Annotated in this window: 23 protein-coding genes; 6 read left to right on the plus strand and 17 right to left on the minus strand. The window is 32.3% G+C overall.

Annotated features, from left to right (window positions below; translation table 11 throughout):
• The 4 genes from CVD18_RS11525 to CVD18_RS11540 form a co-directional block, all read left to right on the plus strand.
• On the plus strand, positions 1-256 hold a 256-nt coding region (locus tag CVD18_RS11525; RefSeq protein WP_146052742.1), incomplete at its 5' end, for an integrase core domain-containing protein.
• 123 nt (positions 257-379) lie between these two features.
• A complete protein-coding gene (locus tag CVD18_RS11530) occupies positions 380-829 on the plus strand; it encodes a hypothetical protein (protein ID WP_103865596.1) in 450 nt (149 codons plus the stop codon).
• Between the two features lie 49 nt (positions 830-878).
• Positions 879-1,310 carry a DUF3592 domain-containing protein gene (locus CVD18_RS11535; protein ID WP_103865597.1) on the plus strand — a complete coding sequence of 144 codons (432 nt, stop codon included), beginning with the start codon at positions 879-881 and terminating at the stop codon, positions 1,308-1,310.
• Between the two features lie 105 nt (positions 1,311-1,415).
• Entirely contained in the window at positions 1,416-2,009 is a 594-nt protein-coding gene (locus CVD18_RS11540) for a CHAP domain-containing protein (RefSeq protein ID WP_103865598.1), read from the plus strand.
• A 50-nt stretch (positions 2,010-2,059) separates the two neighbouring features.
• On the opposite strand, the gene CVD18_RS11545 is transcribed toward CVD18_RS11540, so the two are convergent.
• From CVD18_RS11545 to hutH, 10 genes are all read right to left on the minus strand, one after another.
• A complete protein-coding gene (locus CVD18_RS11545; protein WP_233194535.1) occupies positions 2,060-2,737 on the minus strand; it encodes a GNAT family N-acetyltransferase in 678 nt (225 codons plus the stop codon).
• A 736-nt stretch (positions 2,738-3,473) separates the two neighbouring features.
• Positions 3,474-4,070, minus strand: a complete 597-nt coding sequence (locus CVD18_RS11550) for a vancomycin high temperature exclusion protein (RefSeq protein WP_158250442.1) — start codon at positions 4,068-4,070, stop codon at positions 3,474-3,476.
• A 138-nt stretch (positions 4,071-4,208) separates the two neighbouring features.
• Entirely contained in the window at positions 4,209-5,297 is a 1,089-nt protein-coding gene (locus CVD18_RS11555) for a DUF6688 family protein (protein ID WP_103865601.1), read from the minus strand.
• 29 nt (positions 5,298-5,326) lie between these two features.
• Entirely contained in the window at positions 5,327-6,394 is a 1,068-nt protein-coding gene (locus CVD18_RS11560) for a hypothetical protein (RefSeq protein ID WP_103865602.1), read from the minus strand.
• Between the two features lie 449 nt (positions 6,395-6,843).
• Positions 6,844-8,223, minus strand: coding sequence for a formimidoylglutamate deiminase (gene hutF, locus CVD18_RS11565; protein ID WP_103865603.1), 1,380 nt, complete (start codon positions 8,221-8,223; stop codon positions 6,844-6,846).
• The gene (locus CVD18_RS11570) at positions 8,220-9,029 is read right to left on the minus strand and encodes an N-formylglutamate amidohydrolase (protein WP_103865604.1); all 810 of its coding nucleotides are present in this window, start codon (positions 9,027-9,029) and stop codon (positions 8,220-8,222) included. The genes hutF and CVD18_RS11570 overlap by 4 nt, the downstream gene beginning before the upstream one ends.
• 1 nt (position 9,030) lies before the next feature.
• On the minus strand, positions 9,031-9,621 hold the full coding sequence (locus CVD18_RS11575; protein WP_103865605.1) for a HutD family protein: 591 nt from the start codon (positions 9,619-9,621) through the stop codon (positions 9,031-9,033).
• Positions 9,622-9,797: 176 nt separating this feature from the next.
• The gene (locus CVD18_RS11580; protein WP_103865606.1) at positions 9,798-11,795 is read right to left on the minus strand and encodes a urocanate hydratase; all 1,998 of its coding nucleotides are present in this window, start codon (positions 11,793-11,795) and stop codon (positions 9,798-9,800) included.
• Positions 11,796-11,864: 69 nt separating this feature from the next.
• On the minus strand, positions 11,865-13,112 hold the full coding sequence (hutI, locus tag CVD18_RS11585; protein WP_103865607.1) for an imidazolonepropionase: 1,248 nt from the start codon (positions 13,110-13,112) through the stop codon (positions 11,865-11,867).
• Positions 13,113-13,148: 36 nt separating this feature from the next.
• Complete coding sequence (hutH, locus tag CVD18_RS11590) at positions 13,149-14,729, minus strand: histidine ammonia-lyase (RefSeq protein ID WP_103865608.1); 1,581 nt, start codon at positions 14,727-14,729, stop codon at positions 13,149-13,151.
• Between the two features lie 82 nt (positions 14,730-14,811).
• Between hutH and CVD18_RS11595 the strand changes: the two genes are divergently transcribed.
• Positions 14,812-15,693: a LysR family transcriptional regulator gene (locus tag CVD18_RS11595; protein ID WP_103865609.1), complete on the plus strand. Its 882-nt coding sequence runs from the start codon at positions 14,812-14,814 to the stop codon at positions 15,691-15,693.
• 95 nt (positions 15,694-15,788) lie between these two features.
• Here the strand turns inward: CVD18_RS11595 and CVD18_RS11600 are convergent, their stop codons facing one another.
• The 6 genes from CVD18_RS11600 to CVD18_RS11625 all read right to left on the minus strand — a co-directional run bounded on the left by CVD18_RS11600 (position 15,789) and on the right by CVD18_RS11625 (position 20,061).
• A complete protein-coding gene (locus tag CVD18_RS11600) occupies positions 15,789-16,154 on the minus strand; it encodes a SnoaL-like domain-containing protein (RefSeq protein ID WP_103865610.1) in 366 nt (121 codons plus the stop codon).
• Positions 16,155-16,251: 97 nt separating this feature from the next.
• Positions 16,252-17,559, minus strand: coding sequence for a deoxyribodipyrimidine photo-lyase (locus CVD18_RS11605; RefSeq protein WP_103865611.1), 1,308 nt, complete (start codon positions 17,557-17,559; stop codon positions 16,252-16,254).
• A 1-nt stretch (position 17,560) separates the two neighbouring features.
• The gene (locus CVD18_RS11610) at positions 17,561-18,259 is read right to left on the minus strand and encodes an SDR family NAD(P)-dependent oxidoreductase (protein ID WP_103865612.1); all 699 of its coding nucleotides are present in this window, start codon (positions 18,257-18,259) and stop codon (positions 17,561-17,563) included.
• Between the two features lie 10 nt (positions 18,260-18,269).
• Positions 18,270-18,764, minus strand: a complete 495-nt coding sequence (locus tag CVD18_RS11615) for an SRPBCC family protein (RefSeq protein WP_103865613.1) — start codon at positions 18,762-18,764, stop codon at positions 18,270-18,272.
• 163 nt (positions 18,765-18,927) lie between these two features.
• Positions 18,928-19,284 (minus strand): hypothetical protein, encoded by a 357-nt coding sequence (locus CVD18_RS11620; RefSeq protein ID WP_103865614.1) that lies wholly within the window; start codon positions 19,282-19,284, stop codon positions 18,928-18,930.
• Positions 19,285-19,368: 84 nt separating this feature from the next.
• Positions 19,369-20,061: an MIP/aquaporin family protein gene (locus CVD18_RS11625; protein WP_369858598.1), complete on the minus strand. Its 693-nt coding sequence runs from the start codon at positions 20,059-20,061 to the stop codon at positions 19,369-19,371.
• Positions 20,062-20,149: 88 nt separating this feature from the next.
• On the opposite strand from CVD18_RS11625, the gene CVD18_RS11630 reads away from it, so the two are divergent.
• Positions 20,150-20,992, plus strand: coding sequence for a DUF2911 domain-containing protein (locus CVD18_RS11630; RefSeq protein WP_103865616.1), 843 nt, complete (start codon positions 20,150-20,152; stop codon positions 20,990-20,992).
• 99 nt (positions 20,993-21,091) lie between these two features.
• On the opposite strand, the gene CVD18_RS11635 is transcribed toward CVD18_RS11630, so the two are convergent.
• Positions 21,092-22,573: a nitrilase-related carbon-nitrogen hydrolase gene (locus CVD18_RS11635; protein ID WP_103865617.1), complete on the minus strand. Its 1,482-nt coding sequence runs from the start codon at positions 22,571-22,573 to the stop codon at positions 21,092-21,094.
• Positions 22,574-22,770: the final 197 nt, after the last annotated feature.

Genomic DNA, 22,770 nt, shown 5'->3' on the forward strand with positions numbered 1-22,770 from the left:
AGGGGTAAGTCAAGAGTTTACTCATGTTGCTACACCAGAGGAAAATGCACATGTAGAAGCTTATCATGGAATACTTAAAAAAGAAGTCTTTCAACGATTTGAGTATAGAACATTTGGAGAGATTCAACAAATACTAAAAAGATATGTGGTTTTCTATAACAACGTAAGGCATCATGGACTATTGGGAAGAATAACTCCTATGGAAAAATGGAACAAAGACAAACACTTAATTTTAATGAAAAATAGAGTAGCATAATTAATAATCCAAATTTAAAAGATTACTCTTGTTTTATAGGGGGCAAAACAACAGCTAGCCAAAATAACTCAGAAAAACATTCAATTATTTGATCATCATGATGAAAAATCAAATACTTGTCATTTGGATTCATCTAAAAAAGAAGAATTCAAGAAAGGTGCCCTTAGCACGTTTATGAAAATCAATACTGATTTTATAAATTTTATAATTCACGGAGATGTAACCACTAAATATTCACAAGATACTTCACTGGTCACAATTTTAGAAAAAGAGTTTCCTGTTGAATATTTTGGTAATAGAGATGTGCAATATATGATATGCTTTTTGATTTATTTAGATTTAAAAACATACGGAGAAGAAGAAAAAGAATCAGAATTCATAAGAGCTAACGAAGCTATTGAATACTATAAGAATGATCAAAAAAAGCAAAATAATAAAGATGAGAAACCCGAGAAAAAGAATGATGCAACTCATATAGAAATTATTGAACTCTCTGATAAAGACGCTAAGGAGTATGAAAAAAATGGAGGAGTGATAGAGGAAACTATTTCTGAGTCTGATGATAATAGATAAAATGAATAAAAACGAGCTATTATTAGTAAACCAATTATTTTAGAACCTTATGGAGTCTAGTACTTTTAAAGGGTGTCTATACTATGCAATACTATTGGCTACTTTTTTGTTTGGAGGGTATATGATCTATATAGGAGGAGGTAAAATTACAAAAGGAATAGACTATGAGTTAAATGGTGAAGTTGCAAAAGGTACTATAACAGGTTATAGTGAAGAATGGGATAGAGAAAAGAATGAAACGTATTACACCCCTATCATCGAGTATACAGTATTAGAAACTAGTTATAAACTAGAGTCAACAGTTTCTAGTAACTCTAAGTCTTTTTTCAAGACGAGAAGAATCCTATATAAAATAGATAATCCAAAAAATGCTATAGAAGGCGGTTTTTTTATAATGTGGATATTTCCTATTCTTACAGTATTTCTAGGCTTAGTTTGTGTTGGTGCTGGATATGCTATTATAAAAACAACAAAAGCTTAAAAAAAGAACAAGATGATATGCGTCATTTAATGGTTAATTTGGTATGATAACCCGTTGTAAAATGTATTTTTGATACATCATAATTAGATATTTAAACCCATATAGATGAAATACAAAGTACTCATTTTTATAGCCGTTTTAATTTTACTATTTCTAGGAATCAAGATGGTAAAAAAGATCAACTTTAATACAGAATATGAAGTTGGGCAAGTGATAGATAGCCTTCATCATGTAAAAGTGTATTACAATGGGGGAGTATCACATACTGATGGTAGAAACCTTGCGCCAGATGGCTATAATTTAGGAATTAAGTATCAATGTGTAGAATTTATAAAAAGGTACTATTATGAGCATTTAAATCATAAGATGCCTGATACCTATGGTAATGCAAAGGATTTTTTTGATGAAACACTACAGGATGGAGCGCTAAACAAACAAAGAAATTTATTGCAGTATCATAATGGGGCAGAGACAAAACCAAAAATTAATGATATCATAATTTTTAGCAGAAGTTTATGGAACCCTTATGGGCATGTAGCTATTGTAGCAGAAACAACGCAGGATAGTATCACGATAATTCAACAAAACCCTGGACCTTTTGGAGAAAGTAGAGAAAAATATAGAATAATTGATAAAGAAAAAAAATATTATATAGATAACGATCGTGTTTTAGGGTGGTTAACGTTAAACCCTAAGTAAAAGTATATCTTTTCTAGGTACTGAATTATAATACTATCTCATAAAGAGGATTAAATCGTTTTTAAATTCCAAAAGCTTATTTTACGCCTGGTAACAAAGCCCAATTTTTCATAAAGTTTGATTGCTCCAATATTTGATGTTACAACATGTAAATATGGAGTTTTACCTTCATCAAAAATTTGATTCGTAGTATACGTTATTAGTTGTTTAGCATAACCCTTTCCTGTATGATTAGGGCGAGTTACTACAGCACTGATCTCTGTAAACTCATTCATTTTCATTCTTTCTCCCGTTACAGCAATTAATTCATCATTTTTATAGATTCCGAAATATTTTCCTAAATCCGATGTTTTTTTATTAAAATAACCAGGCTGAACCAAATTTACCAGATCAAATAAGTCTGTTTTTTGTTTTTTAGATGTTAACTCAACAATTTGCTCGCGTATTTCTGTATCAATAGGTTTTTCAAGGAGCATTTGATTACAAATCAAATCTTTATATAATACTATTGGATTACTGAATAGTGGTTTTTCTCCAACGACATAAAAATCTTTAGTTAAGGATGAATATTCATAAATACCTTTTTCTGAACTATCACCGTTTCTAAAACCACCAAAAAGACAATACTCTGGATTGTAAAACTTACTACCATTATAATCTAGTGCTAGACTATGATGGGTTTCATTCAAAGAATTCCAAACAGGGTTGTCCAATTTATTTTCTTCCATTTTTATCATACAAAAAAATATAGTCAATATAAACCTATTAAAAAAAGGTATTTATGAATAATCAGGGTTAATTTAAGTCGATTTATAGAGTTATCTAAAAAAAAGAATAGAATTTATTTATGCCAGTTACACCTTGAATTTACGTAAAATAAAAAGTGTTTATTGATTATCAGGTTATTATGTGTTTTGGTTTTCTTGTAGTTGTTGAGAAAAATTTACAAATATTTACTTTTCAGGCGGATCATAATATTGCGACCTTCTTGCTCTGGCGTAACTTCTATAACAACAAAACCTTTTTTTGGAGTAGTTAAAGGAGTGGCTGATTGCTGTGGTTTTGATAATTTGGAAATCCAATAATACAATTTACCTTTTTCAACTCATGCGCTGCCACAAATTCCTTCTGACTCTAACCAGAATCCTTAAACTGATTTACTAACTTTTGTATCTGCGATGTATATCTTTTTTTGCCATAAAACTAATAATTGTTTGCCGCAAAGCTAACTCAGCTTATAAAGCTAAGAAAGATGTAATTGCTCGGAGCGATACGAACTTACAGCTAAACTAGAATTTTATTTCCTAGTATTGATTCTGAAATTGTATTAAAGTACTTTGATTATGTAAAAGAAAACCTTGTAGGGAATATAGTTGTTTAATAACAGGTAATTCTAAAAAAGAAAGATACTATCTCATAAAGTGTATAGAACCACCATTTATCTATGCGATTATATGATTTTTATTAGTTGATTATAAAATCTATTTGCATTTTAACTCTTGCTAGAATTTCTCTTACCCATAATTTTTTAGACATTTTTCCTTTTGCCTCAAATCCGATTGCATCAATGTTTTTTTCTTTAGTAATATATATAGCTCTTTCTAAATGAAACCTTTGAGAGATTAGAATAATTTTACCAATAATGATATTATCATTTAAGTTTATAATAGATTTCCAAGTTCGATTACCATTTTTATCCAACATCAAATTAGATTCATTTATTCCTTTTTGAATTAAATCAGATTTTATTAATTCAACCTCATTTTCCTTATATTTATTTAAGGTGTCAGCACTAATAATGATTTTCTTTATTTTCTTTTTTGTGTATAATTCGACTACAGATGTTATTCGATTTTTATAATAATTATTAACACTTCCATCAGATAAATATTTTGGTGTTCCAAGAAATAGAGCGTACTCAGATTTTGGGATATCATTACTATTATCAAAAATCAATTCATTAGAGGAATAAGAGACATACACATAGTTTATCCATAGCAGAAATAAACTAAGAAAGACAAGTAAAAGGAGCTTCCATTTATTTTTCCGTATTTTTTTCATTTCGAGTATTATATAATGTTTTAGTAAATTCAGCCTTGGCGTTGTCGATAAAGTCATTTTGCATGGTGATAATGAAAGCAAATTATTTAATCAATGGAGCTATAGGGTATTATGTTTATTTATCTAAAAATAAGGAGCTTATATCTTATATTGTTTTGATATTTTTTTTTCAGGAGTTTTACATATTAAATATAAAGAGATTAAGAAAACCCATTCCAAAGGTTTCATTAAAATGTATGTGATATTTGAACCTGTTTTAGAATTGATTTTTAGAGAAAGATTGTATCCATATTTATCATAATTAGTTCTAACGAAATTATGAAATTTTGGAGATAGATCTTGTATCATTTCTTCAAAAGCGTTGGCTATTTGTAATTGTCGATTTACAATTATTATTTTTGCATTTCTCTTTCCTAGGCGAATTGGTTTAACAATTTTAGGGCTTCCTTTAGCGGCAACTGTGCATAGATAATGTCCTTGATGGTCAAGAATTGGAGGGTGTGTTTTTTGAGAAAAAGCCCAAGTTGTTGTTTCTGTAAATACTTTAGAAATAGAATCTATATCTTGCCCAAATAGCGTTAGAATTATTGTTATAATAATAAAAAAAGGAATAAAAAGTATTAAAGCCCAAATAGATTCATCAAATCTATTTGCTAAAATGGTATTACAATAATTCAAAAAATTATTTTTATAGGTTTTGTTTTTGGCTATTATTTTTTCTTTTCGGATAATTTGGATTATAAGTAATAAAGCGATAATAAAGCTTAATAAAGGTGTAAATATAAAGAGGAATGTTCCTGCATTTTCTTTATAATGACCTAAGCTTTCTGTATTATGAGAGGTGATTTGTAAAAGAATGACTAAATTGATTACGATGCCTATAAATAAAAAAATAAGAGATAAAACAAGAATTAATGGGGGTAACTTTCTTCCTTTGACCCAGATCAATACTGCCGAAACATTAAAGCAAATAAAATAGAGAAGTAGTGTTATAATATGTTGTCCTCCAAAAGGTATGTAACATTCTGGATCTATTGGGTCTATTGCTGTATAGTATTGATTTGAGTGAGTTAAAAGTCCCAGCGCAAATAAAGCAAAAGATATTATGTAAATAATAAAAAGTATTATTTCTATAGCATTTATACTTCCTTTCTTTTTTTTTAATCCTATAATACATAAAAAAATGAAGATAAAAAATGAAATAATTAATAGTAAAAGTTCTCCCATGAATTTATTTTTTATTGACTGGCAATTGTTTATTTGTAATATTTATTTCCATAGATATCAATATATCCTTTTCTATTATTTTGATCTTTGAATTTGGCTAAATTGAATTCAAAAGAATTTATCTCTAAAAAATGAGTTGGTGTTATGTTATAATACCCGTATAATCCATTTCTCATTATTTTTATAGGGGATTCAGAAAATTCTACTGAATCAAAATATTGAATTCCAGATGTACCTTCTAAAACCCCGAAATATGTTCCATAATTTATGATTACATATTCTGACATTGGGGAATTTGCATTATATTCTAATTTACGTTCCTTATTTAAAAAATAAATATCTTTTACTTTTTGTTTTTTTACTGAATCAATAGCTGTGTAATTATTGAAATTGTAATTAGTGAAGCCAACTGCTTTTTTTAAAATATAATACTTTTCGGCTTCTTCTATTTTGAGGCCATAGGTTGTGATATTTCCACATACTTCATTATACTTTAGTTTTATGTCAGGAGGATTTTTAAGTTTATTTAATTCTATATCATAATATTCAATCTTGGTATTCTTGTTTAGTACTTGAAAGCCATTATTTATTCGGGAAATATGTTGAATACCTTGTAATAGAAGTTTTCCGTTTTCATCGCTAACTACTAGTCTTCTATGGGACACCTCATCAACTTTGTAATGCCTTCCTTGAATAAAAAGATTCCAAGAATATTTTACAGGAATTGTTTTGTAATATTCCTTTATTGTTTTAGTATTTATTTTTCTAGGCAGTTTAATGTTGCGCATAGAACCTTTTGAGTATACTTCCTCTTCATTCCAAAATAACTCGTTAATGTTTGAAATCATATCAATAGAAGAAGAACCAACCAATTTATTCTCTAATTCATCGTAAAGATGTATTTTTCCACCTGTATCTCCTAACTTTTCGAATGGAATTTTGATATTAAAGTATTTGTCTCTAGATGCATAAATACTGTATTGTCCGTCTGGACTATGACGCCTATAATATTCTCCTTCTGTTATAGTACTTACCCAATAAATAATAATAAATATACAGATTAGTATTCCTAATATAATTTTATAGATAAGTTTCATTTTTAGTTTCCAACTAACGTCAAATGTTAAGTACTGATATTTAGGTGATTAATAAATTCAACGTTTTATACGTTTAATTTCAAATTTAATTATATTTTTTTAACGAGCCTCATTTTTCTTTTTTGACCCTAGAATAAATGTTTTAATACTGATTTATAGGCTCGCTTTTTTGAAACTAGATTGGATGTAGGCGAAGTTCTCGATGCGTTTTTCTTTCTTTTGATTTCATCCATTTGTAGAGCTTATAATTCAGATGTTTCTTAATGATCTTTACCGTAAAAGAAAATCAGCTATTTTTTATTTTGAAGTATAGGCGAAAAAGAGAATGTTATTGCGGTAAATTCAAAGTGTAAATGGTATTACATACGTAATAATAGAAAGAAATCCATGTACCAAGTATAAGCTTGGTGCATGGATTATCAATATGTGTATAATAAACCAAAAAGAGATTATCTGTTTTTTAGTTCATTGATAGTTTTTATAAAGTTTTGTTTGATTTCGTCATAGTTGTTATGGCGGTTATTATTCACGATCATTTTTCCGTTGGCAATGGTGCCATAATGCATACTAGAATCTGTGGTATATACAATCGATGATGACAGATTTTGTATAGAAGTAGTAGCTAATAGTGGAGAAGTGGTATGAAAAAGACATGCGTTTAATGGTTGTCCAATTGTAAAGAAATCTGCAACAAAATTATTCATAGCCTTTCTACCAGCAATTGTAGCCATTTGTATAGCATACATACCACTGTCTTTTTGTTGTTCAGAAAAATAAGTATTTCTTTTATGTGATATCAATCGTTGTCCGTAATCCAGAATTCGTAGCTCCTCTAGAGGATTCAACCCAACATGGCTATCAGTACCAATACTCCATTTACCACCTTGTTCCTGATATTTTCTTAAAGGAAATAACCCATCACCTAAATTACCCTCTGTACTAGGACAAATTACTACATTGGCTTTGCTATTAGCAATCCCGTTAATCTCAGAATCAGTTAAGTGAGTAGCATGTACCAAATGAAATCTATCATTGAGATCTACATGATCCAATAGCCATTCTACAGGTCTTTTGCCTAGGTATGTAATAGAATCTTCAATTTCTTTTAATTGCTCTGATACATGAATATGAAAAGGAATATCCTGCGGGCCTGATTTTGCTATTTCGGCAATATCAGTAGGTTCTACACCTCTCATAGAATGAATACCCATTCCAATATTAGCATGTTGATATTGTTTGCAAGCTTCTCTGCTAGATTCCAAAAGACTTACATAAGAATCAATAGTAGGAGAGATAAACCTTCTTTGTCTTTCTCCTGGAGCTTGCCCAAATCCTCCTTTTTGATAAAAGATAGGAACTAAGGTAATACCAATTCCTGCTGTTTTTGCAGCAGCAATCATACGACTTCCCATTTCAGAAAGATTTGAATATGGCGTTCCGTTTTTATCATGATGTACATAATGAAACTCGGCAACATTGGTATACCCATGACGCGCCATCTCTGCATATAACATCGTTGCAATAGCTTCCATTTGATCGGGATTCATAGATAATGCCAATTGATACATAGCTTCTCTCCACCCCCAAAAATCATCTGGATTTGCTCCTCCTTCATGTTTTTCTGCCAAGCCAGCCATTGCGTATTGAAACGCATGTGAATGTGCATTCTGAAACCCAGGAACGCCATAATATGTATTCCCTTTATTAGGTGTCTTTTGTGGGTCAAAAGAAAAGATATCTGTTATGATACCCTCGTCATTTACAGTGATTCCTGTATTTTCTTGCCAGCCGTTGTTTTGTAATATTGCTTTAAAATAATAGGTGCTCATGATATTGTATGCATCGTATCGATTAAACTCTTTATGGTATGTTGTAGTACTTTTTGTACTTTGTGTGCCCTGTCTTGATTATACGTTATTTCATTATCATCCATGTATAATATCTTATTCATTTCTAATTGCAGGGTGTGCACATTATTTGTTGGTTTTCCAAAATAACGAGTAATATGCCCTCCTTTGAAAGGGGTATTGTGGTGTATATCAAACTCGCCAGACTGTAGCCCTTGCAATGCAGTTGTAATCAATTGTGGGTGTGCTGTTTTTTGATCATTATTTCCTAGAATCATATCAGGAAACGGATCTTTTTGAATGGTACTTACTTTATGACGAATCGAGTGAGCATCCCAAAGTAATACATGATCAAATTGTTTTTTTCTTTCTTCGATCAAGGCTTCGATTTGCCTGTAATATGGCCAATAATAAGTATCTAAACGCCTTTTTATTTCCTCCTGATCTGGTTCGTGATCATCTGATTTATAGATTTTATTACCATAGAAATCAGTAATAGGAGTGTTGCTTGTGATAAGTCTATTATCATTGTATAAAGGGACACTCTCTGGATCCCTGTTGAGGTCAATTACCCACCTGCTTAGATTGGCTTTGATTACAGTGATACCTAATAAAGGAGCAAACTCATATAATCGGTCTACATACCAATCTGTATCATCAATATGTTTGCGCATTCTTTTTTTATAGTGCTTTTTTATTTCCTTAGGAAATTTAGTTCCTGAGTGGGGCACACTTATAATGATAGGAACAGCAGGAGCTTCTGCCTTTTTTATGTTGAATAAATCCATGTTATTTTTGATTTGCTATTTCAGCAATAACCAATATACTACCCGCTGTAAGGTGATTGTGTATGGTGGTTATAGAGGTTAAAGAATGTATAGCCAAGAGATCACCTTTATTGAGACTATATTTTTTATCTTGAATGTTTATTGTAGCATTTCCTGCATACACATATACAAATAACCAATCTGATTCGTCATTTGCATGATATTCAAATTGTTTATTTTGTGAGTAATCAAAAGCTTTTAACTCTCCTGTAGTAGTACCAGAAGTCATTAGATTAAAATCGGTACATTGCCCAAAAGAAGAGGTTTCCCATCCTCCTTCAAACTCATCTACATCATAGGGGCTAAGCTGTTTTGAATACCTGTTCTCATGCTTCAAAGTTATAGTACCATCTAAGACCATTAATTTTCTGGAGATATCAGGAAGTGGTGTAAACACCGATTCTTCTGCTACTACAGTAGCCATACTTAATCTAAAATCAAAATCCAGTTGTTGATACTTTGAATCAGGAGGGTACATATAAAATTGAGTGGTATCTCCACCAGCCCAAGAAGTTGTTTTGAATGATTGAGAAGGTACAATTGTAATTTCCATAGATAGTGAATATAAACAAAAGTAGTGTTACTATATTAATTTACTCACTAAGTGAGATTTTAATACTCCGAAGTTTGCATCTAAATTAAAGATTCGTTTCAAACGAATACTCGTGGGCTTGCTTCGCAGTAGTTTATAGAACACTACTTTTGTTGAAATTTGATACTTGTGATCGGTTATAAATTTTCTAGTAGTTCATCATCAACCAGATTAGGCAGTGTTACTTTGAGTTTAGGGGTTCTTTCCATCTCTCGTTTTATAGCAAACAAAGCTTCTTCGTTTCTGGCCCAACTTCTTCTAGAAATTCCATTATTTACATCATAAAATAACATACGTTCTAATTTTTCTGAAGCCTCAGCAGTTCCATCTAGTAACATCCCGAATCCACCATTGATTACTTCTCCCCATCCAACGCCACCACCATTGTGAATAGAAACCCATGTAGCTCCTCTGAAACTATCTCCGATAACATTATGAATTGCCATATCTGCAGTAAATTTACTACCATCATAAATATTACTGGTTTCTCTGTATGGTGAATCAGTACCACTCACATCATGATGATCTCTCCCTAATACTACAGGGGCAGATATTTTCCCACTTTTAATAGCTTGATTAAATGCTTCGGCAATTTTAACACGCCCTTCTGCATCTGCATATAGAATACGAGCTTGTGAACCAACCACAAGTTTATTTTGTTTAGCTTCTCTAATCCAGGTAATATTATCCTGCATTTGCTGTTGGATTTCTTGCGGAGATACTTTTTTTATAGATTCCATGACTTCCAGTGCAATCTGATCGGTGGTATCCAAGTCTTCAGATTTACCAGAAGTACATACCCATCTGAATGGCCCAAACCCATAATCAAAACACATAGGACCTAGGATATCCTGTACATACGATGGATATTTAAAATCAATACCATTATCAGCAATGATATCTGCTCCTGCACGAGATGCTTCTAGTAAGAAAGCATTTCCATAATCAAAGAAATAAGTACCTCTATTGGTATGCCTATTAATAGCATTGGCATGTCTGCGTAAAGATGCCTGTACTTTATTTTTGAAAGTTTTAGGGTCATTGCTTATCAGTGCATTGGATTCGTCATAGCTTAATCCAACAGGATAATACCCTCCTGACCATGGATTGTGTAATGATGTTTGGTCAGAACCTAATTGAATATGAATATTCTCATCATAAAATCGTTCCCAAATATCAACTACATTACCTTGATAGGCAATCGATACTATTTCTTTTTGATCTATTGCTTTTTGAGTTCTGGTTACCAGTATGTTTATGTCGTCAATGATTTCATCTACCCACCCTTGTTCATGACGTTTTTGAGCTGCCATAGGGTTTACTTCTGCACAAATGGTGATACATCCTGCAATATTTCCTGCTTTAGGCTGTGCACCACTCATACCTCCTAATCCAGAGGTCAAAAATATTTTCCCTGCCGATGATTCATTAGGAGGTAGTGTTTTTCTAAAAGCATTCATTACCGTAATCGTGGTGCCATGTACAATCCCTTGAGGGCCTATATACATATAACTTCCCGCAGTCATTTGTCCATATTGTGTAACTCCCAGAGCATTGTATTTTTCCCAATCATCAGGTTGTGAGTAATTAGGAATCATCATCCCATTAGTCACAACTACTCTTGGAGCATCTTTTGAAGAAGGAAATAATCCCATAGGGTGGCCAGAATATATATGTAGGGTTTGATCTTCTGTCATTGTAGCCAAATACTTCATTGTAAGAAGGTATTGCGCCCAGTTTTGAAAAACAGCTCCATTACCTCCATACGTAATCAATTCATATGGGTGTTGTGCAATGGCATGATCTAGGTTATTTTGAATCATCAACATGATTCCTGCGGCCTGTTTGGTATTGGCAGGGTATTCATCTATTGGGCGAGCATATATTTTATGCTCTGGCATAAATCTATACATATAGATACGTCCAAATGTATTAAGTTCATCTAGAAACTCAGGAATAAGTTCTTGGTGCCAATCTTTGGGGAAATAACGGAGTGCATTTCTAAGAGCCAGTTTCTTTTCTTCATCAGAAAGAATTTGTTTTCTCTTAGGGGCACGACTGATGTTTGAGTCCAAAGGTTTCTTTGCAGGTAATGTTTCAGGAATTCCTTGAAGTATTTGCTCTTTGAAAGTCATGATGTCATTTATTTTTTAGATCCCATAAATACGCTATCAATAATAGTTAGTATTTATAAGGTTTTGATGTTATTTTTGATATACTAATTGTCCTCGTTTCCATACTTGAGAAGGAAGGATTTTTCCTTGATGGTAAAAAATCTCATTAAAATGATCTGTAGGGAACAGGTTAAAATCTGCCAACATCCCCGAAGAGATTCTTCCTCTATCAGTAAGATTAAGGGCATTGGCTGCTCTATAGGTTATTCCTGCAAGTACTTCTGCATTACTTAATTTTTGAAATGTTCCTAGAATACAAGCTTGTATAAGTAACTCACCCATTGGTGCAGAACCAGGGTTCCAGTCACTAGCTATAGCTAGAGCTCCTCCTTGATCCAAAATTTTTCTGGCAGGGGTAAAATCACACCCCAAACCTATAGAGGCTCCAGGTAAAGCTACAGAGACTACATCACTTTGTGCTAGTATCTTGATCTCTTGATCACTACTAGCTTCTAGATGATCAGCACTTACAGCACCTACTTTTACAGCAACTTCACTACCTCCTGCATTAAACTGATCAGCATGAACAGTGATATCGAACCCCATAGCTGTTGCTTTTTCAAAATAAGGATATATATGATCAGGTAAAAAAGCTCCTTCTTCTACAAAAGCATCAATCCTATTGGTCAGGTTTTCTTCTTTGAGTATAGGGAATAGAGTAGTGCTAATTTCTTCTAGATAAGCCTTGTGGTCTCCATCAAAATCTTTTGGCAGTATATGTGCAGCTAGACATGTAGAAATCAAATCTGCAGTAGTTATAGATTCAGCCTTTTTTATAGCACGTAGCATTTTGAGTTCTTCCTCTATAGAAAGTCCATATCCACTTTTTGCTTCGATAGTAGTAATTCCTTTTGCTAATAAAGCATCAGCTCTTTTTATTACTCCATCGGTGAGTGTTTGTAGGTCCGCTTTTCTGGTTTGTGTGACAGTGTCCCAAATTCCTCCTCCAGCTGCTGCTATTTCAAGATAGGATTTTCCGCCATTTCGCATAGCATAATCATTTGCTCTCGAACCAGAAAAACAAATATGTGTGTGTGCATCAATAAACCCAGGGGTACATACATACTCTGTGTCTAATTCTATAATTTCGGCATTGAGTTCTTGAGCTTTCTTTTTCAGATCAGAAAAAAGGCCTGTTGCATAGACTTGTTCATTTTTGATGATGATACCCGCATTTTCTACAATAACAAGATCTTCATCTTTTATAGCTCCTTTAGAGTGTGCTTTTTCTAAAGAAACAAGCTGTTTTATAGGGCCTATTAATTTATATTTTTCCATCGTATGTTTTTACTAAGTATTTTGCTATGATTTTTTCTAATAGTTTTCAAAAATATCAGAAAACTGTGTGTCAATTGATAATTGCCCTTTTTCAGCTGTTTCATTAGCAATAGTAAGTATCACTCTATTCTTGATAATTTCTATACCTTTTTCGATATCATCAGCAAATACTCGGTCTTTCTCAGCAAATGGTACTACTGTTCTTAGTTCTTTATGTATTTCATTAAGAATAGCTCCAGATTTCAGAGGTTTTCTAAACTCAAAAGCCTGCGCTGCTGTTAATAATTCTATTGCTAATATTTTCTCTACATTATCAATAACCCTCAAGGCTTTTCTACCACCGATTGATCCCATACTTACATGATCTTCTTGTCCTAATGAAGTAGGAATACTATCTGCACTTGACGGAAAGCATAATCCTTTGTTTTCACTAGCTAATGCAGCAGTAGTATATTGTAAGATCATATATCCAGAGTTGATACCTGTATCTTGCATCAATAATTTTGGAACACCAGGAGAATTCCCTTCTAGGGAAAGATAAATTCTTCTATCAGAAATATTACCGACTTCTGATGCTGCCAAACATGCATAGTCAATAGCCATTGCCAATGGTTGTCCATGAAAACTACCACCACTGATGGTTAAATCTTCATTTATAATGATAGGATTATCAGTTACAGAGTTAAGTTCTACTTCTAGTAATTCTTTTAGATGTAACCATGCATTTCTAGAAGCCCCATGTACTTGTGGCATACAACGAAGGGAATAAGGATCTTGAACGCGATCACAATCAATATGATCCTCCATAATTTCAGAATCAGTTAATAAAGACTTGATTCTAGCAGCTACATGTATATTTCCTTTATAAGGACGTAATTGATGTAACTCTTCAAAAAATGGTTTTACAGAGCCTTGCAATCCTTCAATCATCATTGCTCCTATAATATCAGCTTGTGATAAGCAACTTTGTAATTTTGATACAACTTGTACTGCATGTGCCGCGATAAACTGAGTTCCGTTTATTAAAGCTAATCCTTCTTTTGGACCTAAGTCTAGAGGCTGTAAACCCGTTGCTTTGAATAATGTGGCAGTTGTGATCGTTTTACCTTGGTATTCTACTTTACCCAAACCAAGTAAGGGTAAAAACAGGTGAGAAAGAGGAGCAAGATCCCCAGAAGCTCCTACAGATCCTTGACAAGGAACGATCGGTATGGCATCATTATCGATATGCCATAAGATTCTATCTAAGGTTTCTTCTGCAATACCAGAATACCCTTTGGATAAAGATTGAATCTTGAGAATCAACATAAGTTTGGCTATCTCTGTATCAATAGGTTCTCCTACACCAACACTATGACTTTGTAGAATATTACTTTGTAATATATTAGTTTCTTCTTTAGAAATTTTGGTAGTACAAAGTGGTCCAAATCCTGTGTTTATACCGTATACAGGCGCTCCTTTTTCGACTATGTTTTCTACAATTTGTCGACTTTTTTTGATCTTTTTGCGAGAAGTTTCAGAAATAATCCCTTGGGTTTTTCCCTGGGCAACTTTAAGTGCTATTCCTGCTGTTAAATAATCTTCTCCGTACGAAAAATGTTGTGTTATGCTTGACATTGATATATTTCTATTTGATAGTACCAATTTATGACTTATTTTTGATAATTAGAAATACTAATTTGATCATTAATTAATAACTATGGGTTATCAAATAGAATTGCGTCATTTTACATATTTTATGGCAGTGGCAGAAGAATTGCATTTTAGAAAAGCGGCAGATCGGTTGTTTATTTCTCAGCCAGGCTTGAGTAGACAGATTAAGCAAATGGAAGAAATAATGGGGGTTACTCTTTTTATTAGAAATAAGAGAAAAGTAAGCTTGACTGCTGCTGGGAGCTACTTAAAGAAAGAACTGGATTATATTTTTAACCATATTGATTTTACTGTAAAACAAACTCGCTTGATTGATAAAGGTAGTGATGGAGAAATTAGAATAGGTTTTTTGGGATCTGCTATGCAAACAGTAATCCCTGAGTTATTGGTCAAGGTAAATGAAGAATACCCTACTATACAATTTAGTCTAGAAGAGATGTCAAATTATTTTCAGGTTGAGGCTATCGAAAAGGATCAATTGGATATCGGGTTTGTACGGCTGGCAAGAGTACCCAAAGATATACAGATGAAAACGATACATACAGATACATTTTCATTGGTTTTACCATCAAGGCATCATCTTACAGAAAAAACATTTACAAGTGTTAAACAAGTATCTGGAGAACATTTTATTTTGTTTTCATCAGATTATAGTTCTTTATATTTTGATATCATTATGAGTATTTGTGAGGATAAAGGGTTTACGCCCAAAGTTTCTCATAAATCGGTACATGCACAAACTATTTTTAAGCTGGTAGAAAGTGGGCTAGGAGTGGCAATTGTACCTACATCGTTACAACAGGGATTTGATTTGGATGTAAAGTTTCTAGAAATACCCAAAATATCACAGAAAGCAACATTGTCTTTTATCTGGAAAAAAGATAATAGAAACCCAGCACTGCAACAAATAATGAAATTTTTGCAGTGATATTTTAATCTGGGAGTATACTTTTTTTGAAATAAAAAGTACAATTAACTTCAGATCCCAGAGAAAACCTAGGTTACTAATGTTTAGTAAATAAATTAGTTTGGCAAAGAATAAAAAAAATGCTCTTGTGTAATTTTTCCGTTATTTACTTGATATACACAAACTTCTTCTATTTGCATGCGACCTTGCTCTTTAAAGGTACAATCCATTTTCATGCTACAACTAAAATGATTTTCTGCAACTACGGGTTCAGATATTTCACTGCTATGAAACTCTTCTACAGTAGCAAACCAGTCTTCACTCTTTTTTGTTACAGCATCAATACCAGAGACATGTTCATTCGGGCTTCCTGGCATTTCTTTACTTACAATATTTTTATCATATAATTCACTAAGGACTTGCATGTTTTCTCCTTGACGACATAGTTCTACGAGACGATTGGCTACTTCTTGTGTGTTCATAAGATTTAATTTATAGATTAATACAATGATTTATAAAAGTACGTAAATTACGAAATACTTTAAATAGTTACTATCAAGAAATATTACAATAAATATATTAATTCAGTGCTTTTTTATAGGTCGCTAAGCATCGTTCTCGCGCTATTTTGTGATCTACTATTGGGTGAGGGTAAGAAAATTCATTACGATCTTTTATCCATGTATCAATATATGCATGTTGTTTGTCGAATTTAGTGATTTGTGTGGTTGGATTAAAAATCCTGAAATATGGAGCAGCGTCTACACCTGATCCTGCTGCCCATTGCCAGTTACCTATATTTGCAGACATATCATAATCTAATAGCTTTTCTGCAAAATAAGCTTCACCCCATCGCCAATCAATTAATAAGTGTTTGCATAAAAAGCTAGCAACTACCATTCGTACACGATTGTGCATATATCCTGTTTGATTTAATTGTCGCATTCCTGCATCTACCAAGGGATAACCAGTTTGTCCAGACATCCATTTGTCAAATTCTTTTTCGTTGTTTCTCCATTCTATTCTATCATACTTAGGCTTGAAACACGAATCTTTGGTATAAGGATAATGCCATAAAATTTGCATAAAAAACTCTCTCCAGATAAGTTCTGATAAGAAAGTCTGGTTTTCTGCAATAATGGCTTTTTTAACGATTGTTCTAATCCCTACAGTTCCAAAACGAAGATGTGGCCCTAGTCTAGATGTTCCGTTTTCTTTTGAAGGGTAGTTTCTAGTTGCTTCATAATTTTGAATAAGGTCTGGTGAAGTTTTATAATCCAGAGTCTTTATGGTTGATACCTGAAATCCCATTTCTTGGAGGGTGATATTAGGGAGTTCTATATTTTTAATTAAGTTAGAAAGAAAAGGTGTTGTAGAATGAATTTCTATAGTAGAAGAGAGAAACAACTCTTTCCATTTATTTTTATACGGAGTGTATACTATATAAGGAGTACCATCATTTTTTGTGATTTCTTTTTTTTCAAAGATTACTTGGTCCTTATAGGTTTGAAATTGAATTTCTTTTTTTTGTAATAGATTTTTTATTTGAGAATCACGTTCTCTGGCATATGGTTCATAATCATGATTTGTGAATACTTTATGGATTTGATATTGAGATATAAGAGTTTCAAATACTTTTTGAGGCGTACCATATACTATAGCAAGTGAACTATTATATTTTTCTAAAAGTTTCGATCGTATTTTTTGTAGGGTTTCAAAAATAAAAGTGATTCTAGGGTCATCTTTTGGTAAATTGTCTAGAATATGTTTGTCAAAAATAAATATGGGTAAAACTGGATGACCTGATTTTAACGCTTGTAGTAATCCTGTATTATCATCGATACGAAGATCTCTTCTGAACCAAAAAATAGTTACTTTTTTACCCATTTTAGTTGATACTTAGAGTAGACATTCCTCCATCAACGCCGATAACTTGACCTGTTATCCAACTACTATTATCACTTAATAAAAATTGAGCAATATTTGCTATGTCTTCTGCTTGGCCAACACGTTTCATAGGGTGTTTATTACTCATGATTTCTTTCTTTTTTTCATTTGCTAGTAGTTTTTTTGCCAACGTAGTATCTGTAAGAGAAGGTGCAATAACATTCACTCTGAATTTAGGAGCATATTCTGCAGCCAAGGCTTTAGCAAAACCTTCTATAGCACCTTTTGCTGCTGCAATACTAGTGTGAAATGGCATTCCTACCTTTACAGCGACAGTACTGAAAAAGACTAAACTAGCTTGTTCTGAGTTTTTTAGTTTTGGGAGTAAAGTGTGTATTATTTTTATCAAAAACATAAAATTGATCTGCATATCCTCTTCAAAAACAGAAGGCGAGAGTGCTTTAAATGGTTTTAAATTAATACTACCTGGGCAATATACAAACCCATCAATTCTTTCTGGAAGAACAGAAATGTCTATTTCATCTTTTGAAGCATCATAAGGAATGTGTGTTACTTCTAGATTACCAAGGTTTTCAGAAGTTCTTGATGCAATATAAATATTGTGGTCATTATATAATTTTAGAGCGATTTCAAAACCGATACCATGACTTCCTCCAATTAGTAAAATATTTTTTCTCATAAGTAATTTTTTATGTAAAGATAATTTGATGTGTAGTTTCTGTATCGATTGAACCGAATAGCTCAATCAGTTTTTTCTTACGATACTCAAAAATTTCTTTAAGTTTTGGTCGTATAATCAATGGGTGAATACATTGACCAATAATACCAAAAGGTATTTTATAATGAATAACATCTTCCATTTCTATACCATTAGGAATTTCTTTTATAAAATGAGTGTGATGCCATAAAGTATATGGACCAAAACGTTGTTCATCTACAAAGTACTCTTTGTCTTTAATATGTGTTATTTCTGTAACCCATTTATTTTTGATACCTGCAATTGGGGTGACAATATACTGTATGATTTGACCAGAATACATAATACGTTCATCTCCGGATAAAATTTCAAAACCCATATAATCAGGGGTGATAATCTTTAAGTTTTTTGGGTTTACAAGAAAATCCCAAGCTTCTTCAGTAGAAATTGGAAGGTTTTGTTTGGCTTTTAATGTATATATTTTCATCTGCCTGCGTATATTATTAGTAAATGGATCACTCTGATTTACCTAATCTAAGTCTAGAATCAAAGATTATCCTTAAATTTTAAAGAATGTAATACTACAGTATAAAAATACAATTTTTTGTTTAATTAAAAATGATATTCATTAAACAGAATAGATAATGCCATTAAAAAAAACTTTCTGCCCAAGATTTTGCTTCTTCAAGTGAATTATAAAAAACAAAAGGCTTACCGTATAAAGGTTGTTCGATAATAGCATTGTCTCGCTCTTTATTATTATGAGAAACAATTGCAAGCCCTTTCATATTAGGTAATAATCCTTTTGTATAAATATCTGGGGAGACTTTATGATCAAACTTGCGATAACTTATCATTATAAAATCTCGTGATTTATAAAATTTACGAAGTCTATCTCTTATAATAGAAGCTTTTGATAATGTGAAATTTACATTTTCGTCTATTGTGAGGATAGCATATTGATCATGCAATTCTATCTGACAAAATTCATATGAGAAACGTTCCATTGGGGAATATGGTTTATTTAACAGTAAAGATATGTTAAAAAGAATTAAATATACGTGAATGAATGAAGGAGAAATTCTATAATATTAACAATTGGTACAACAATTATTGGGTTTTACCAATTTACAGGTAAGAACTGCTAGAATGGCGCCTAAGATTGGGGCTGTAAAATATAGCCATTGGTGTTCCCAATGACCAGATAATAGCGCAGGGCCCAGGGACCTTGCTGGATTCATAGAAGCATTGGTTATAGGTCCAGCAAACATAGCTTCTAATAATACAACACCACCAATAGCGATTCCTGCCATAGTACCTATCTCTTTTGATCCTGTAGAAACATTTATGATTACAAGCATAAGAAAATAGGTGAGTAATGCTTCTAAAACAAATGCTCTAAGTGCGTCTATGGTTGGTATAGTACCTCCAAGAAATTCACTGTTTGGAAACAAGAATAATAGAACACTACTGGCACAAATGGCTCCAATACTTTGAGCAATTATATATTTAGGTACTTCAGCCCAATCAAATTTTTTGGCATATGCAAAGGCGATTGTAACTGCTGGATTAAAATGTGCTCCAGATATTTCTCCAAAAGCATAGATCATTGCCATTACAATTAACCCCCATGTAATTGCTATACCAACATGGGTGATATCGCCACCAGTTACCTCATTTATTGTCATAGCACCAGTACCACAAAATATCATACTAAATGTGCCTATACCTTCTGAAATATATTTTCTCATTATTTTGAATGTATGTATGAAGCAAATATACAGTTCCTTATTTTAAGCTTTTGTTAACTTTTTATGTAAGTGTATTCCTTATTTTCGTTACAATAATTTAAAACAAACAAAACTGAACACAATGAAAAAGATAGTTTTATTTCTTTCTGTAGCCTTATTATCCTTACAGACTGAAGCGCAAGTGAAAACCTCACAACCAAGCCCATCAGTAAAAACTGAACAAGTTATTGGGTTAACAGATGTTACCGTTGAATATTCACGTCCTAGTATGAAAGGTAGGACTATCTTTGGTGATTTGGTACCTTATGATAAATTATGGAGAACAGGAGCTAATAAAAACACACAGATAACTTTTGGTGATGATGTAAAAGTAGGTGGTAAGGAACTAAAAAAAGGGACGTACGCTATTTTTACAAAACCAGGAAAGTCTAATTGGGATGTAATTTTTTATACAGATGCAAACAATTGGGGGACTCCACAAAAGTGGGATGAAACCAAAGTTGCAGCAAAAGTAACAGTAAAAGCAACTACGATTCCTATGAATGTAGAAACGTTTACAATCATGTTTAGTGATTTTAAAACAGATGCTGCCGTTATGAATTTTCTGTGGGCAAATACAGAAGCAGCGGTTACTATAGAAACTCCTGCCAAAGCACAAACTATTGCAAGTATAGAAAAAACAATGGCTGGTCCATCTGATAGAGATCATTATCTTGCCGCTACTTTTTATAAAGATGAAGGAGAATTTGCTAAGGCAAAAGAACATATTGATAAAGCAATTTCATTGCGTAAAGAGCCTGCTTTTTGGTACTTTAGACAACAATCTTTGATTTATTCTAAGTCTGGAGATAAAGCTGGGGCAATAAAAGCTGCTAAAACTTCGTTAGAGTTAGCACAGAAGGCTGGAAATGCCGACTATGTAAAATTGAATAAAGATTCCCTTGCTGAGTGGGGAGCTAAATAAACACTCTTTTTCACACACAAATCATAAAAAGCGTTCTGAATTTTCAGAACGCTTTTTTTATATTTTTAATCCTTTTGTTTAAGGTGATAGAAGAGGACGTTATTGAAATGGTTGGTGTTTCTTCAATTTTATTGATACCAAAATAAATAAACAGATACAAAAAATGATAAAAATATCTCCAATATAAGAGTATATGGTTGTAATACCTTTTGTAGGTAATTGAGTAATAAGAACTTTCTCATTATCTGTAAAATGATCCATTTCACTAATTATTTTTCCAGTATAATCAACTCCAGCAGAGAGTCCTTTACTTGTTTGTCGAATTAAATTAAAACCTTGTTCTATGGCTCTATATCTAGCCATATGTGTGTGTATCGGGTCAATTGCTTTCCAATCATTACTAGGTGCTAATAAAATATCAGAGCCTTTGGCTTGTTTAAGATATTGAGGAAAATCCATGTCAAAACAGATCGCAGCAGCAATAGTTCCATGATATGTTTCTGTTTTTTGAATTTTTGAGTCCTTAACATTACTGATATTGGCTTCAAAACCAGGAACAGGAATAGCTTTCCAATAGTTTATAACTTTTTTGCCATCTGGATTAAATAACACAAATTTGTTTTCCAAAGGTTTGTCGTGGTTTGGGTCTATAACTCCAACCCCTATACCTAAATGTATTTTATAATCTTGAGCTATTAAACTTGCCGATTTATACAATTCTTTTTCATCTTCTTTTAAAATTAAACTGTTTCCTTCTGCCCAGAAGATTATTTTTGCTCCAGCCTTAGCTTCTCGGATACTTCTTGCAAATAGATCAGTATTTAATTCAGAAGCTTGATTTTTAAACCTTTCAGTACCACCATCTAGATGTAGACCATATAAATCATTGTCATAAATTCTTTTTTCATCAATAGCAGAGATTGATGCAACTCTGATCGTTTCAGAATTGGGTTTTTGGATAAGTAAGCGGTATGCTCCATATATCATTGTTATACCAAAAATTATACTGTAAGTAGTAACTCCTAGCTTTACTTTTTTCCAATTGAATTTTTGTACAAATAGCCAGTTACATATAGAGGCAAACCAACCTATTATAAAAGTGATATACCCTAATCCAAAGACAGATATAGATTGTAATAAATAGAATTGTGATTCTTGAGAATAGGCAATATGCCCCCAAGTACCGTATGGGTTAACTCTATGATAAACATACTCTATAAGCACCCAAGATACTGGAAAGATTAATGTTTGTAAAAAAGTATCCCTCTTTTTTGAAAATAACAAATCAATAAGATAGGGTAGGGCCAGAACCAATCCATATAGAGTCATTGTAATAATATAAAATGGAGCTGGTAATGGAACTAGTTTATAATATTGAAACAAAAATGCTATGGTTAATAATAACCATGCTAGAAGAAAACCTCGTAAAGCAGAGAACCTACGAACCAAATGAAGTAGCATAGTGGTTGAAATCCATGTAGCGAAAAACATGGTAAATCTTCCGTTTGAAAATAGTAGTGATACTATTAATATTGATAGGAATATTATTTTTTTTGATAAAGGAGTCGAATGATTATCCATCTATTTTTGTTTAATTGTTACGTGACAAAAATAGATTTGTAAATACTGAAAACTATTGTGTTATAAAGGGTTTGGTACGAAATAAGTGCTTTTAGGTACAGAAATTACCAAGACAAAATGTTTTTTAGAAAAGAGAATGTTATAGATACTATATTTTGATCTTTCTATAATTTAAAATATAGATATGAATAACTTTT

The organism is Aquimarina sp. I32.4 (assembly GCF_002924285.1).
Classification (GTDB): domain Bacteria; phylum Bacteroidota; class Bacteroidia; order Flavobacteriales; family Flavobacteriaceae; genus Aquimarina.